At 44.4% G+C, this 15014-nt stretch carries 14 protein-coding genes; 11 read left to right on the plus strand and 3 right to left on the minus strand.

Features of this window, described 5'->3' with window-relative positions:
• Positions 1-23 precede the first annotated feature (23 nt).
• Positions 24-299 (plus strand): hypothetical protein, encoded by a 276-nt coding sequence (locus tag GK047_RS11075; RefSeq protein ID WP_163945791.1) that lies wholly within the window; start codon positions 24-26, stop codon positions 297-299.
• 99 nt (positions 300-398) lie between these two features.
• Positions 399-1052 carry a GDSL-type esterase/lipase family protein gene (locus GK047_RS11080; protein ID WP_163945794.1) on the plus strand — a complete coding sequence of 218 codons (654 nt, stop codon included), beginning with the start codon at positions 399-401 and terminating at the stop codon, positions 1050-1052.
• A 15-nt stretch (positions 1053-1067) separates the two neighbouring features.
• Here the strand turns inward: GK047_RS11080 and trhA are convergent, their stop codons facing one another.
• Entirely contained in the window at positions 1068-1700 is a 633-nt protein-coding gene (gene trhA / locus GK047_RS11085; RefSeq protein WP_163945797.1) for a PAQR family membrane homeostasis protein TrhA, read from the minus strand.
• Positions 1701-1979: 279 nt separating this feature from the next.
• On the minus strand, positions 1980-2318 hold the full coding sequence (locus tag GK047_RS11090) for a hypothetical protein (protein WP_163945800.1): 339 nt from the start codon (positions 2316-2318) through the stop codon (positions 1980-1982).
• A 336-nt stretch (positions 2319-2654) separates the two neighbouring features.
• Here GK047_RS11090 and GK047_RS11095 point away from each other — a divergent pair, with 336 nt between their 5' ends.
• Genes GK047_RS11095 through GK047_RS11105 form a run of 3 tightly spaced genes read left to right on the plus strand, consistent with a single transcriptional unit; the run spans position 2655 to position 5066 of the window.
• Positions 2655-3503 carry a DegV family protein gene (locus tag GK047_RS11095; RefSeq protein ID WP_163945803.1) on the plus strand — a complete coding sequence of 283 codons (849 nt, stop codon included), beginning with the start codon at positions 2655-2657 and terminating at the stop codon, positions 3501-3503.
• Between the two features lie 18 nt (positions 3504-3521).
• Positions 3522-4367, plus strand: a complete 846-nt coding sequence (locus GK047_RS11100) for a DegV family protein (protein WP_163945805.1) — start codon at positions 3522-3524, stop codon at positions 4365-4367.
• A gap of 54 nt (positions 4368-4421) precedes the next feature.
• Positions 4422-5066, plus strand: coding sequence for a pyridoxamine 5'-phosphate oxidase family protein (locus GK047_RS11105; protein WP_163945808.1), 645 nt, complete (start codon positions 4422-4424; stop codon positions 5064-5066).
• Between the two features lie 60 nt (positions 5067-5126).
• On the opposite strand, the gene GK047_RS11110 is transcribed toward GK047_RS11105, so the two are convergent.
• Entirely contained in the window at positions 5127-7289 is a 2163-nt protein-coding gene (locus tag GK047_RS11110; protein WP_163945811.1) for a HelD family protein, read from the minus strand.
• Between the two features lie 182 nt (positions 7290-7471).
• Between GK047_RS11110 and GK047_RS11115 the strand changes: the two genes are divergently transcribed.
• The 6 genes from GK047_RS11115 to GK047_RS11140 all read left to right on the plus strand — a co-directional run bounded on the left by GK047_RS11115 (position 7472) and on the right by GK047_RS11140 (position 14930).
• Positions 7472-7951: a glutathione peroxidase gene (locus GK047_RS11115; RefSeq protein ID WP_163945814.1), complete on the plus strand. Its 480-nt coding sequence runs from the start codon at positions 7472-7474 to the stop codon at positions 7949-7951.
• Between the two features lie 265 nt (positions 7952-8216).
• Positions 8217-9518: a histidine--tRNA ligase gene (hisS, locus tag GK047_RS11120; RefSeq protein ID WP_163945818.1), complete on the plus strand. Its 1302-nt coding sequence runs from the start codon at positions 8217-8219 to the stop codon at positions 9516-9518.
• Positions 9519-9813: 295 nt separating this feature from the next.
• Positions 9814-10512, plus strand: coding sequence for a PIG-L deacetylase family protein (locus GK047_RS11125; protein ID WP_163945821.1), 699 nt, complete (start codon positions 9814-9816; stop codon positions 10510-10512).
• A gap of 34 nt (positions 10513-10546) precedes the next feature.
• The gene (locus GK047_RS11130; protein WP_481856001.1) at positions 10547-11083 is read left to right on the plus strand and encodes an MOSC domain-containing protein; all 537 of its coding nucleotides are present in this window, start codon (positions 10547-10549) and stop codon (positions 11081-11083) included.
• Positions 11084-11968: 885 nt separating this feature from the next.
• A complete protein-coding gene (locus GK047_RS11135; RefSeq protein ID WP_163945823.1) occupies positions 11969-14242 on the plus strand; it encodes a DNA topoisomerase 3 in 2274 nt (757 codons plus the stop codon).
• Positions 14243-14255: 13 nt separating this feature from the next.
• Entirely contained in the window at positions 14256-14930 is a 675-nt protein-coding gene (locus tag GK047_RS11140) for a uracil-DNA glycosylase (protein WP_163945826.1), read from the plus strand.
• Positions 14931-15014: the final 84 nt, after the last annotated feature.

Raw genomic sequence — 15014 nt, forward strand, 5'->3', positions numbered from 1 at the left:
CAAGCTTATAGGAGGGTATTATCATGATGAAATATGGAGCAGAACATGTGGAGCACCGCTTCACTTTATCGTATAAAGAATCAGAACCAAGAGGACAATGGCAGGATATTTATTTAGCTATACAAATGGAAAGCGGTCAATCATTGCCAGAGGATTTGTTGGATCCTTCTGTATTAGTTATCACGAACAAAGCGGGGGAGATCGTGCAAATCGTCTTGCAAGATGAAGGTTGCGATTGTGAATTCCAATTTACTTTATCGGAAAAGGCGCAAGTAGAGAGCTTCGTTGAGCAGCTTTAGAGAGAGAAAAACTTCCTAAAGTGTTACGGATGCACATTCCCAAAATGGGCGGCACGCGCATATATTGGGAATATGTCAGGCTTTGGGGAGAAGATAGCGATGGAGAAGGCAATCAATTATCTGGCATTCGGCGACTCGTTAACCGTTGGGTTTGGTGCTCGGGACGGCCAAGGGTTCGTATCCTTGTTGAAGCAAAGATTAGAGCAATTATTGAATGTACCTGTAAGCTTGAATCAAGCAGGAACCAATGGAGCAACAACAACTCAACTGTTGGAAACGCTTGAATCGGAGCCAGAGCTCCAAAGAAACGTGCAGGAAGCGGATTTGATTACCATCACTGCTGGAGGCAATGATTTACTTCAAGCGGCTATTCCTTTTTTTTATCAAAGCGATACCCAATTTTTAAAAACGGCGCTTCAAGTATATGAAATCAACTATCGAAAACTAATTGCCTATATACAAGAGATACGAAAGTCTGTTCCGACGCCTTATGTCATGGCGTTAATTGGGTTATACAATCCTATCCCGCAGGTCCCGGACGCGGCGTACTGGATACAGCGGTTTAATTTGTTTCTTCGTAAGCTGGAACAGCCTCACATATGTATCGTGCAGGTGTATGATGCTTTTGTTGGGATGGATAGCTGTTATTTAGCTGAGGATTACATTCATCCGAATGAGCAGGGATATGAAGTGCTGGCTAGGCAAGTAGAGAGCACGGTTCCACTTCATCAACTTCAAGAGTTGGTGAGATAATTTGGTCCTCAACAGTTAGACGGGTAAGACATAACAGAAGATAGAAATAAAATGACAAACGCTTCCAGCTAACACGAATATATGCCAGATGGCATGGTGATAGGGAACACGCCGCCAAATATAGAAGATGGTACCGAATGTATAGAGAAGACCGCCTATCACGAGCCACACGATACCTTCAAAGGGCAAGTTCAAGTAAAGTGGTTTAAAAGCGATTACGATTAGCCAGCCCATGAATAGGTAACAAAGCGTAGAAAGAAGCACAAATCGTTTGACGAAGAAGATTTTGAGAATCATTCCTACAAGTGCCAGCCCCCAGATGATACTGAAAAAGGTCCAACCAAAAGGTCCTCTTAGGGTAACAAGCAGGTAAGGCGTGTAGGTTCCGGCAATAAGCAAGTAGATAGCTGAATGATCAAGGATTTCAAATAAATCTTTCAGCTTCGGGTGCTGGATGCTGTGCAGCAGCGTTGAGCAGGAGTACAAGGTAACAAGTGCGACACCGAAAATGCTAAAACTAATAAGGTGCCAAACGTTGCCATGCAAGCTTGCTTGCACAATGAGTAGGATCAAAGCAACGATGCTTAACAGTGCGCCAATGCCATGACTAATGGCATTGGCTCTTTCTTCACGCATGGAATAAGTCATGTCACGCAACCTTCTTTCATTTTAAAGTGCCAAATCGTACGAACATCTGATATAGATAGGACGATGAAATGAAGTATTTACCTTCATTTTCAATTGTATAATCAGGTTGCTCATGTTACTGGATTAGGTTCATCTCATTCGTGTCTCCGATGCCAGAGCGTCCAATTAATGTCGAGCAACTTTTCGGATAATTAAAAAAATAAACAAAAGCACCCTTTATTGCCATTATCAGCAACAAAGGGTGCTTTCATTGTCTAGCATTGAAATAATAATTCAGGTTTAGAAGTGGATGCTCAGGCTTCCACCGATACTATCAGTCCAAGTTAATTGATAAGTACCGCTTGGTAAATTCGAAATAACATAGTTATTTAAGTTATTGCCATAAGGACTGTGATTGGCAGCTTCTGAGTAATGTGATTTAAAAACTGTTCTCCCGGTTGTTACTTCAGTAAGAATCAAATCACCGCCATGCCAAACATAGAAAGTGCCATTGAGATACAGATCGCCTTGTCCTTGTGCAGTGTTAGAAACCGTCGCTGCAGAAGCAGCTAAAGGAACCATTGTAAATACGAGCATGCAGAGCAGGAAAGCCATGAGTAGTTTTTTATTCAATTTCAAATAAATTCATCCTCTCTAGCAATTTTTTAGGGAGCATAACGTTGAAGAGTGTTAGCTGGCCAGCTATTCTATTCAATATTCCCTACGAGAAAACATACCATATACACTACGAATTGGATATATATGTATGTGTATTTGCCCCTGTTCAATAGATTTATCACCTTCTAAACCTAGTTGGATGTTCTTAAATCATTCACACGAGGATTCATCGTGGCCATTAGTTTTAATTTGTGTGATTGAGCTTTCAGTCATCATCCATTATACTAGTCTCAAATCTATGAGCAGTCCCTTTGAATTTGGACAGAAAAGAATGTAGTGACAAGGTGGTTGTAAGGGATGTCTCGGGTTCAAATATTTAGTGATAGTACGAATGACTTAAACGATGCGTTACGAATGGAGTACGGAATTAAAGCGGTACCTCTTTATGTCATTTTTGATGATGAATCGTACAAAGATGGATTGACGATTAAACCAATGCGTCTATTTGAGCGCGTAGCTCAAACGAGAAAGCTTCCTCAAACAGCAGCGCCTTCACCGAACGATTTTGAGCAAGCATTTGCGCCTCATATCGACGCTGGAGAAGATATCGTCTACATAGGCTTATCTTCAGCTTTGTCATCTACCATACAGAATGCTATGATTGCAGCCGCTCAATTTGAGGAAGGTAGAGTAACGGTTATCGATTCTAAGAATCTTTCTACGGGAATCGGGCTGCTTGTATTGAAAGCTGCGCAAGCTGCGTTGGATGGGATGAATGCTAGAGAGATTCAAGCATTCATTGAGCCTCAAATCGCAAAAATCGAGGTTGAGTTTATCATCGATACGCTGGAGTATTTACATAAAGGCGGTCGGTGTTCTAGTGTTCAGGCATTTATTGGCAGCTTGCTAAAGATTCGACCTTTGGTGAAAGTGATGGATGGGTCAATGGTACTGACGGACAAAGTCAGAGGGAAGAGAGAGAAAGCGTTAGATCAGCTTCTCAATAATGCTCTAGCGCAAAAAGAACAAATAGATGAACAATTTCTGTTCATTACACACGCGATGGCGGCGGAGGAAGCCGAATATTTGAAGCAACAAATCGAACTTCACACGAATGTAAAGCAAGTAGTCATCACGGAAACTGGTTGTGTGATATCGAGCCACTGTGGACCTAAGACAGTAGGTATAGTATTCGCCAAAAAATAAGAAACGAGTGAAGCTCACATGACAACAATCCAGATTATCACAGATGGCAGCTGCGACCTACCCAAACTACTTGCAGAGGAGCTAAAACTTTCGATAGTACCTTTGTCTGTACAATTTGGCGAGGAGTGCATGTCTCCGCACATGGAGCTTTGTGATTTTTATGCAAAAATGAAAACAGAGAGCGAACTGCCGAAAACCTCGAGTCCATCTCCGCTTCATTTTCTTGAAAGATACCAACAAGCGGCGAGTTTAGGTCATGATCTTCTTGTCATTTGTCTCTCGTCAGCACTTAGCAGTACCTACTGTCACGCGGTAATGGCGAAAGATATGCTGTTAGAAGAAGGCTTTGGCGGTAAAATTGAAGTGATTGATTCCAAAACAGCCTCGCTCGGACTCGGCGTATTGGTTTACAAAGCGGCCAAAATGGTCGAAGCAAATACTACATTTGAGCATATTGTTCAAACAATAACAGAGGCTGTAGCGACTTCAGGTACGTACTTTTTTTTGGATACGTTAGAAAATGTAATCAAAGGCGGAAGGCTAGATCGGGTACGGGGCGCAGTGGCTTCTGTACTCAATATTAAACTGCTGATGAGGGCTAGCGAAGAAGGTTCTGTTGAAGTCATTGAGAAAATTCGCGGCACACAGCAAGCGCTTAAACGATTAATTGATAAAGTTGGCGAAGTTCGTCATGATTTTGAAAAAGATGTCATTGCAGTGGCCCATTGCAACTGTGAAGAACGAGCTCGCAAAGTGCTAAATCAGTTGCTGGAGAAGTACCCGTTCCGTAATGTTTTATTTTCGAACATGGGGACGGTAATTGGTACTTATGCTGGGGAAGGCGGCGTTCTGGTCGCTTATTGACAGATCGTTTCGTGTATGAAATTGATCGTTCATAGGGTCGGGGGAGATGTCAACGTGAGTCGTCATGAAATCTTTACGAATCTAGTATCATCGGAGGAAGAACTGCGAGAAATGTTGGGTAGCCCTGGCAAGCTTGCAGCTCATAAAACGATTCGGTTTTTGGATGAACATTGTCGCAACTTCATCGCGAAGTCGCCTTTTCTTGTCATAGCAACCGCTGATGCAGGAGGCAGCTGCGATGCTTCTCCTCGGGGAGATGCTCCTGGCTTTGTACACGTAGTGGATGAAAAGCATCTTGTTATTCCTGAACGGCAGGGTAATCGGAAATTCGATTCTTTGCTGAATATTTTGGCTAACCCTAACGTTGGGTTGTTTTTTATGATACCTGGTCTTGGGGAGACGCTGCGCATCAATGGGAGAGGATATGTAATTAAAGATAATGGGATGCTGGAAGGCATGACTGTACAAGGGAAGACTCCCCTAGTTGGCATTGGAATTGAAGTGGAAGAATGTTATATCCATTGTGCCAAAGCAATAAAACGTTCCGAACTTTGGCAGCCAAGCACTTGGCTCACGCAGATGCAGCTTCCATCCATACCACATATGCTTGCAGCCCATATACAGATTCCCGATGAGGTAATCACGCCAGAGGATGTTGAGAAATCTCTGGAAGAGAGCTACACGAAACGGCTGTATTAATCATCATGCCAAAAGACACTTGCAACTGATTTAGGTCAGCAGCAAGTGTCTTTTGTTTGTTTATGAGGGAGATTCGGTTGTAACGAACTCTGCATCTTGCGTATTTACCAGCGGTGAAAGCTCCCCTGGAACGATCAGCCATAGCTCATGCAGTGCGCGCGTGCAGCCGACATAAAGCAGCTTGGCATCAATCAATGTTGCTTCGTAATGCTGAGAGGTTACATCCATTAGGAGGACTGCGTCGAACTCTAACCCTTTTGTCAGATAGACAGGGAGCACGGAAATACCTCCGCGATATACGCGCTGCTTCGAAGTAATTAGATTCGTAGAAATCCCATCTTCCGTCAGTACATCATGCAATTCCTGAGCCTGTTTCTCCGTACGTGCAACAACGGCAATTGTACTTGAGCTTCCTTGCTGCAAAGTCGTAATAGCTTTCTTCAAGACCGATAAGCGGTTTTTGGCATCCGTTTGAAGGACACGTACTTTGTTTCCGCTTCGGAATACGGGCACGGCTAGAAGCGGATTGTCGACACCACGAGTCAGCACTTGATTAGCAAATTGGATGATTTCCATCGTTGAACGGTAACTGCGCTCTAGTTCGAAATAACCAGACTCTTCCGACTGAAATAAGCTGGAAAACTCTTTCCAGTCCATAATTCCTTGATAAGCATGGATACCTTGCGACAAATCGCCTAGAATTGTAAAAGAGTGATTTCGTGTATAATCGTCAAGGACAGCAACCTGAAAAGGTGAGAAATCCTGTGCTTCATCGATGACAACATGGTCAAATTTTAGATCGGATGAAATGCCGTGAAAGCGTGTATGAATATAAAGAAGTGGAGCGAGATCTTCGAGCTGAACTTCTTTTTTCTTGAAAAGTTTAACAGATGCCGCAACGATCGAATCTGGCATTTGTACCAGAAGCTCAGTCGGTAAGCTTGCTGGGCGATCTTTTTCAGCGAAGAGGAGTTTATAGAAAGTGAATGCTGAATATGCTGGCCAACTTGTTAAATAAGTACGCAAGCGTTGGGCTGCTTTCTTCTTCAGCTCTTTTTTCTTGCTTTGTTCCCAAATTTTATCGAGTTGTATTTCCATCCAACGTTTGATGCGCGCGATAACACGTTCACGGCGCTTGGCAAGCGGATAATGCTTATTTTCGACGAAAAACCATTCTTGCATGGTGGCAAGAGGAAGTTTCACACCTTCCCAAGGAATAAAATCCGCGCTTGGCACATAAGACGCTTCAAACCGCTGGAGGCAATCATCTAAATATTGTTGAAACGCAATCGAGCCCTTGAAGCGGCCAGGAGCGTTATCGTCTATGATTGGCCTCTTGCTGCCAATCGCAAACCAAGTTTGCAATGCTAGTGCAGGGTCAGCGAGCTTAACTTCGTGTTCGAGCATGTCAAGTACCCAGTCGGTAAAGGTGCTTTGTTGAATGTTTCCGACGCCTAATTCTGGCAGAACGCCTGATATATAGTCGAGGAACATCGAGTTTGGTGCGAAAATAACCATCCGCTCTGCACGAATTTGTTCGCGGTATTGGTAGAGCAGGAAAGCAAGTCGATGCAGGGCCACGGTTGTTTTACCGCTTCCGGCAACTCCTTGGATGATTAATGCCGTGTTCTTCGCAGCACGGATGATCTGATCTTGTTCCGCTTGTATGGTCGACACGATATCGCGCAGCTTGTTATCCTTGTTCTCGCCGAGTCGATACAAGAGGAACTCGTCGCCGACTGCGAGCGAGTCTTCATTGCGGTCGTAAGTGTCTACGACACGCTGCAAAATTTGTTTGCGGACGACGAGGTTGCGTTTCAAATAAACGAGTCCGTCTATGAGACCGTCAGGCGAATCGTATGAAGCTGCGTCTAATCCCCCGGTGAAGGAATAGAACAGGCTGGCCACAGGTGCCCTCCAATCAATCACAAGCAGGTGTCCAGTGCGTTCGTCTTCTACGCCGGCTTTGCCAATATAAAGCGCAGCCGCGTTCGCGGTGCCCGACTCTTGGAAATCGAGTCGTCCGAAGTAAGGCTCATCCACCGCTTTGGATAAGTTATGACGACCTTGCTCACGCACGGCTTCTAACGCTTGTTCGGTTAGGTCAGGTCCATAATAAACGGGTGTCCCCCGCAGACGAGTCAGTTGTTTGTCAATTTCAGCGCTGGTTTGTTCAAGACGCTGAAGTTCTTCTTGATAGGCACTTTGAGTCTTTGTGTCCAAGATCAGTTACCTCCTAAGGGGGTGATTTTTAGAATCTTCTGGAAATAAAACAGGTAAACAATATAACATATCTGAAAGCAATAAGGAAGCTGAGCGCAGACCTTCGATAAACTTGGGCATATTGGTAAAGAATGCTATAATAGACAAGAATAAATGATATGAATGCAAAGGAGAATATAGCCATGTCTTTATACGATATCGAGGTACAAACGATCTCAGGAGAAGCAAGTTCGCTTTCAACTTACAAAGGTAAGGTTCTGCTAATTGTGAATACGGCGAGCGCTTGTGGACTTACTCCTCATTACAAGGGACTTCAAGGTCTTTATGAGCAGTATCAAGACAAAGGACTCGTGGTGTTGGGCTTCCCTTGTAATCAATTTGCGGGTCAGGAGCCAGGGATGAATGAAGAAATTCAAAGTTTTTGTGAACTGAACTACAGTGTAACTTTCCCCATGTTTGCAAAAGTAGATGTGAAAGGTGAAAACGCCCATCCTTTGTTTACTTATCTTGTAAATCATACGCCAGAGCCATACCGTACGGGGGACATCGAATGGAATTTTGTTAAATTTTTGATCGATGCCAACGGAAATATTGTGAAACAGTATGGTGCTCGTACAGAGCCAGCTGCCCTCGCGCCTGACATTGAGGCTCTATTAGGTTAAAAAGAATATATCTGCCTGTTGCATAAATGAAAGGCACTCGCTATAATCAGTTTAATCATCGATTAAAGGGGACGAATCTTATGTGTAGATCTTGGTTCGTACAATTTCATCATTTTGGATAGCGTTAGCACACACCTGTAACTTTTCAGGGTGAGCTAACGCATTTCGCGTTGGCCTCCCTGCGGGATAGCAATTCGCGCGGGACCAGGGGTCCGGCGCGTTTTTTATTTTATCTTAGGCTCTCTGAGCGAAGGGAATGGGTATTATGCAAAACGTAAAAGGAACAAATGATTATTGGGGCGAGGAACAAGCGCTTCGCCAAAAAGTTGAAGCAATCCTAAAAAATATGTTTGGGGTTTACGATTACGATGCAATGGAAACACCGATATTAAACGAAGCCGATCTGCTTACGTCGAAATATGCAGGCGGAGAAGAGATATTGAAAGAGATGTACCGATTAAACGATCAAGGAAGCCGTAATCTAGGTCTGCGCTATGATTTGACAATACCTTTTGCGAAAGTTGTGGCATCGCTGCCTGCAGTAGAACTTCCGTTCAAGCGATATGAAATCGGCAAAGTGTTTCGAGACGGCCCAGTCAAAAGAGGACGACTCCGGGAGTTCACGCAATGCGACGTCGATTGTGTCGGTATTGCAGGTCCAGAGGGCGAAGCTGAGCTTCTGCAGCTTGCTACTGCTGTATTCGCGAAGCTTGGCATTCCGATCATTATTTATTGGAACAACCGCAAATTTTTGGCTGAGTGGTTGGATAAAATCGGAGTTCCGAATGACGTGCAGCCCACTGTCATGCTGACATTGGACAAAGTAGCCAAGATAGGGCCCGCTGGCGTCAGAGCGGAGCTCAAGGAAAAAGGGCTGAGTGAAGCTGTATTGTCATCCATGGCCGCTTATCTAAACGAGGAAAAGCCAACTTTTGAGCAAATCGTTGCGGAAGTTCAACTTGCGCAAAGCAGCGGAGCTGAGGAAGTTCGAGCCTTACAGCTTCTATTGGACCAAACAGGACTTGGAGCGGTTTGTCGATTCGATCCATTACTCTCACGCGGGCTTTCCTTTTATACAGGTACGGTCTATGAAATCATGGATGTGACCGGTGTCTATTCATCCAGTTTAGGCGGTGGCGGCAGGTACGATGCAATCGTAGGTCAATTGCTTGGTCGAGATGCTGTGAATTTGCCTGCGGTAGGAATATCCTTCGGCCTGGAATCGATAATGGAGATGCTTAAAAGCAGGGAGCAACAAAGAAGTTTGACGCAAGCTATTGTTGTTCCACTCGATAAAGAAGCTGCTGCTGAGGCGTTCGTCATGACGACGGAGCTTCGAACGGCAGGTATACGCGCTCGCTTGGTAAGTGAGAAACGCAAGCTAAAGAAGATTCTCGCTAGCGCTTCTAATCAGGGAATCCGCTTCGTTATTTTAATCGGTTCTGATGAATTAGCCAAGAGCAGTGTAAGGTTAAAGGATATGTTCGAGCAAACGGAAAACGTCATGCCTATGGATCAAGCGATTTTTTGCATGGAGAAGATATATCCGCCCGTAGACTTCACATGAAGTTGTTAAACTTCACCAATCGTTGTGTTACTATGAGAGTAGCCCTGTATCCACCATGTTGCGGTCAACTTGTCAGCAGAAAAGGCTCGCTTATCGCGGTATGATCTTCCTGGCACAAACCCTCAAATTAAAGAAGCAGCAAGTGACAGCAAACTTGTCCAATTAAAACAAATAGAAGTTTGGGAGAAAACCGTAGAGAAATGGGATGGTCATTTGCTGGCAGTTACGGGTGGAGCTTCTCCTTTCATAGATATCAATTCTTTCACAAAAAGTAAACAGAGGGCGGAGTATACATATGGCACATCGATTTGGTTTTATATACGCTCATCCAGATGATGAAACGTTTCTTAGCGCATGTATCATCCGGAAACTGGCTGATCAAGGGCAAAGCCCTGTACTGCTTCTGGCTACTCGCGGCGAAGCGGGGAGGAACGGGACGGAGCGAGCTGAGAATAAGGAAGAGCTAGCCGCGCTACGGGAACAGGAAATGGCGGCAGCTGCAGACGTGTTGGGATTATCACAAGTTGCTTATCTGGGCTGGCCTGATGGTCAGCTCGGATTTATTGATTTTGAGGCACTCGTCCATGGCGTTGTTTCGTTTATTCAACAATATGAACTTGAAGTTGTGTTTTCATTTTCCGAAGATGGCGGTAACGGGCATCCAGACCATATAGCCATATCCCAAGCAACAACAGCCGCTGTTTTGAGTGGGAAATGTCCGACTGTTCGCAAGCTCTATTATGCCGCATCGGGCACACTTCGAAATGCTGGTCACGTGCCAACGATTACCATGGATACAGAAGCTCAGTGGGCAGTAAAAGCAGCAGCCTTGCGGGCCCATGCTTCACAGCATGTCGCCATTGCCAATTATTTCGGTGATCTCGATGTATTCCCATCTGAACGCAGGTACGAGGCCTTTGTGTTAGGCTGGAACGAAGGGGAATTATGGCCCCCAGAAGAAACCTCTTCTCCACTAGAACATTTGCAGCTCTAAGAGATAGAATAGACCTCAAGGAAGGTGAGCAAAAATAGGTATTCTTGCAAAAATTGAAGCCGTTCTTATCGCTGATCAATCAGCTACGTTTGTTTCAAGAGCAATAGATAAAGTGGACTTGCGATTTGGCGGAATTGAAGGAGATCGACACTTTGGTGTCACGGCGAAGGCTAATGTTAGACAGCCGATGTATCCCAAAGGCAGCGAGATCATGAACAGGCGACAATTGAGTATTGTATCCGTAGAGGAGCTTCAACTTATTGCAGAGCGCTTAGGTGTAGATGAGATTAAGCCCGAATGGTTGGGTGCGAATATTCTAATCAGCGGTTATCCTGAATTAACGAAGCTTCCGCTAGGTATTCGTATGCTACTACCTAACGGAGGCGGACTTGTTTGTGAAGGCGAGAACGAACCCTGTACAGGCCCTGGGAAACAAATTGCAAACCACTATGGGAGAAAAGAGCTGACGCATGAGTTCGTTAAGCTGGCCCGCCAATTGCGAGGGATTGTCGCTTACGTAGAGCGACCAGGTGAACTTAAGTCAGGTGATCAGGTAGAAATTCAACTTTAAAGGCACATACCCCCATAAAAAAGAGGACAAGCTCGAAGGCTATTATGTAAATGGATCGCCAGTGGAAGGTGTGAAAACATGTCAATGTGCAACTGCGAACTATGTGGACGAATTATGATTTTGAACTATGAATTACATTGCAAAGCGTGCTCTCAACTTCAATTGATCGATTCGAGAAAAGTAAAAGATTTCGTACGAACTAATCCGAGAGCAACTTTACTTGAGGTATATAATCAAACAGGTGTTTCTTTGAAGATCATCAAATCTATGCTAAGGGCTTGAAGTCGATTCAAGATGGAATGGAACAGACAGATTGAGATATTGCCATATATAAAAAAAGAAGAACTCAGTCCTACAGGATTGAGCTTTTTTTGTTAGCTTGGTGTATTGCGGATACGTTCATTTGCATAAACCTTATTTTAGAGATTCGATGAGCAACTAGAAGGCATGAGTAAATCTCACTAAAGAGGTTTTTTTGCAATGAACAATCTAGATTTCTTTAAACATACGACCTATTATCCTCTAACACATCCCCAAAAAAGAATATGCTATCTGGAAAACATATATTCGAACACATCGCTCTACAAAATTGGCAAACCTGCGAGAATGAAGGGCTTCATAGAGGTTACCGTCCTAATCGTTAGTTTTAGGTAGCTTTTTATTTCGTTAGATCCGTCATTCTTCCCTGCTCCCGCGGAAACACTTATATGAACTGACGTCTTCCTAGAGGCGTCATTTTCTGTTGGAAAAAGATGCGTAACGTTAACAGTCTATGCTAAACTAATGGTTTGACATTACGTCAGAAAGAGGAATTTCAAGATCCAAACGCGAATGTAAGTTAGCTGAAATGAATTAACGACGGCAAAATTCGACAAGAGGTATGTTGTGAAAACTTTAATTATTGCAGAAAAACCAGATATGGGTCGTAATATTGCTTCCGCCATTGAGCCCAAGGCAACGAATAAACGCTCCTATTTAGAAGGCGACACTTATATTATTACTTGGGCGATTGGTCATTTAATTGAATTGGCAGAACCGGACAAATACGATGATAAGTATAAAAAGTGGAGTATCGAGCATTTGCCGATCATCCCTGATACCTTTAAACTTATCCCAAATCCGCGTACTTATGATCAACTGAAGGTTATAGCTGAACTTGCAAAGAAGTGCGACAAGCTCGTAAATGCATGTGATGCCGGGCGGGAAGGCCAACATATATTTTCCTTGATCCAACGCCATCTTGATTTGAGGCATCCCGTGAAACGTCTCTGGATTTCTGATTTAACTTCTGAGACAATACGTTCTGGCTTCGCTGCGATGAAGGATGGTTCAGAATATGAGAATCTAACCCGCGCGGCGCGGTCGCGCAGCGAAGCCGATTGGCTTATCGGGATGAATGGGACGCGAGCGTTTACGACGAAACACAATGTATTACTGTCGGTAGGGCGTGTGCAGACCCCTGTACTTGCGCTCATTTATGATCGCCAGAAGCAAATCGAAGCTTTTTCATCGCTCAAATTTTTCGAGCTTGAAGGTCATTTCACCCAACGCGAGACAACGTATAAAGGGATGTGGCAAGGAGAACGCATGACCGACGAGACGAAGGTCAATGCGCTGGCTGCCAAGGTGAAAGGCAAACCTGCACGGATTGCTTCTTACGAAGTCAAGGATACAAAAGAGTATCCGTTTAAGCTATATGATTTGACTTTACTACAACGTGAAGCGAACGGAAAGTACGCTTTTTCAGCTAAAAAAACGCTAGATACGGCGCAAGCGCTTTACGAAAAGCATAAGGTCATTTCTTATCCAAGAACGAATTCCAATTATGTTACTGAGCAAAATATCCCTGAAATGCATAAGTCGCTTTCCGCGTTACAAGGAACGACGTACAACGATCTGGTGCAAGGTGCTAATCGTAATCTCGTACACAAAAACAATAAATTCATTTGCAATCCGAGCAAGGTCGAAGATCATCATGCGATTCTTCCGACGAATCGGAAAGCGACCGGACTTAATCCGGATGAGCAAAAGTTGTATGACTTGATTGTTCGACGTTTTCTTTCACAATTTTATCCACCAGCCGAGTATAAGGTGCATACCGTGATGACTGAAGTTGAGCATGAAATGTTCAAAACGACAGTGAAAGAGCTGTTGGAATTAGGTTGGAAAGTAATCTATGCCGATCAAAAAAAGGAAAAGCCCAAGTCCGCGAAAGGCAAAGACAAAGAAGATGAAGAGGACGAAGAAGTTGAAGTGAACGAGCCCTTCTCCATAGATCCGCAAACCGCTGTGGTTTGCAACGACGCGATTGTCAAAGAGAAGGATACGCAGCCGCCCAAGCATTTCACAGAGGGTACGCTGCTCAAAGCCATGGAAAGCGCGGGCAAACAAATCGAGGATGAAGAGCTTCGGGATGCGATGAAAGATTCAGGTCTTGGAACACCAGCAACGCGGGCGGCAACCATTGAAAGGCTCAAAAATGTCGGCTACGTGGACATGCAGGGTAAGAAAATTGTACTTACCCAGAAAGGGCGAACGGTCGTCGAATTGATACGCGGCGCTGGTATTGAACTTCTGACTTCTCCTGAAATGACTGGGCAGTGGGAGCGTAGGTTGAATGAAATATCAAGAGGGACAGCGTCAGATGAGCAATTCATGCATAACGTCAAAAAATTTGCGACGTTAATTGTCGATAAAGTTCGTGTTCAGGCGCGAGCGTCAAGGACAGCTTTCGAAGGCGAAACGCCTGTGGCGCAAGGAACGAAGCGAGGAGCGGCCAAAGCGGCGCCGGCGGCCCGCAAAAAACAGGGGGATGAGTCTGGAGAAGCCGCAAAAGCGCCATCCACACGTAAGGCTGTTCCTGTCAAACAACCGGATGGTTCGCCCAGTATACTGGCGCCTTGTCCACGACCTGGTTGTGGGGGCTCCTTGTTTATGGGGCGTAAAGGCTACGGCTGCTCGCATTATAGAGAAGGATGTAAGTTCGTTATTTGGAAAGAAAGCTTCGGCAGAAGCTTGACAGATACGCAAGTTCAGGCTCTTGTACAAAAGGGAAAGACCGCCAAGCTCAAGCTTGTTCTCGCTGACGGAACGGCCGTTGATGGTCGTATCGTGTTGAGAGATTTACAAAGCGGCGAACTTGGCGTGGAGACTGAGTAGGAGGAGAGAAAGCATGGAGATTTTCAAAAATGATTGGCACCTTTTGTTGGAAAAAGAATTTCAGAAACCTTATTATTCCGAGCTTAATGAATTTCTAATGAATGAATTTAACACCCGAACCATTTTTCCGGACAAGAAGGATATTTTTAACGCGCTTCATTTGACTGCTTATGCTGATACGAAGGTGGTTATTCTGGGACAAGATCCTTACCATGGTAAGGGTCAAGCACACGGTCTTAGCTTTTCCGTTAAGCCGGGCATAGCAACGCCACCTTCTTTGCAGAATATGTATAAGGAACTCCATTCCGATTTGGGCTGTTATATTCCGAATAACGGGAATCTTATTAAATGGGCGGAGCAGGGAGTCTTATTGTTGAACACCGTTCTTACGGTTCGCGAAGATGAGGCAAACTCGCATAAAGCCAAAGGCTGGGAAAAAATGACGGATGCAATCATCGGGAAATTAAATGAGAGGCAGACGCCGGTAGTTTTCCTACTATGGGGCAGTCACGCGCAAGCGAAGCAAAAACTCATTGATCCAGCTAAGCATAGAATCTTAAAAGCACCACATCCAAGTCCATTATCTGCCTACCGTGGATTTTTTGGCAGCAAACCATTTTCACAGGTTAACGATTATTTACGAGAACTTGGGAGCAAGGAAATTGAGTGGCAAATTCCGAATATGTAAAGCTGAAAAAAAGAACTCACGAAGGCACTTAACCGCCAAAGTGAGTTTTTTTGTCCATTCCTTTAATTTTCTCATTTTAAACCT

Origin of the sequence: Paenibacillus sp. SYP-B3998 (assembly GCF_010820665.1) — a bacterium.
Classification (GTDB): Bacteria; Bacillota; Bacilli; order Paenibacillales; family NBRC-103111; genus Paenibacillus_E.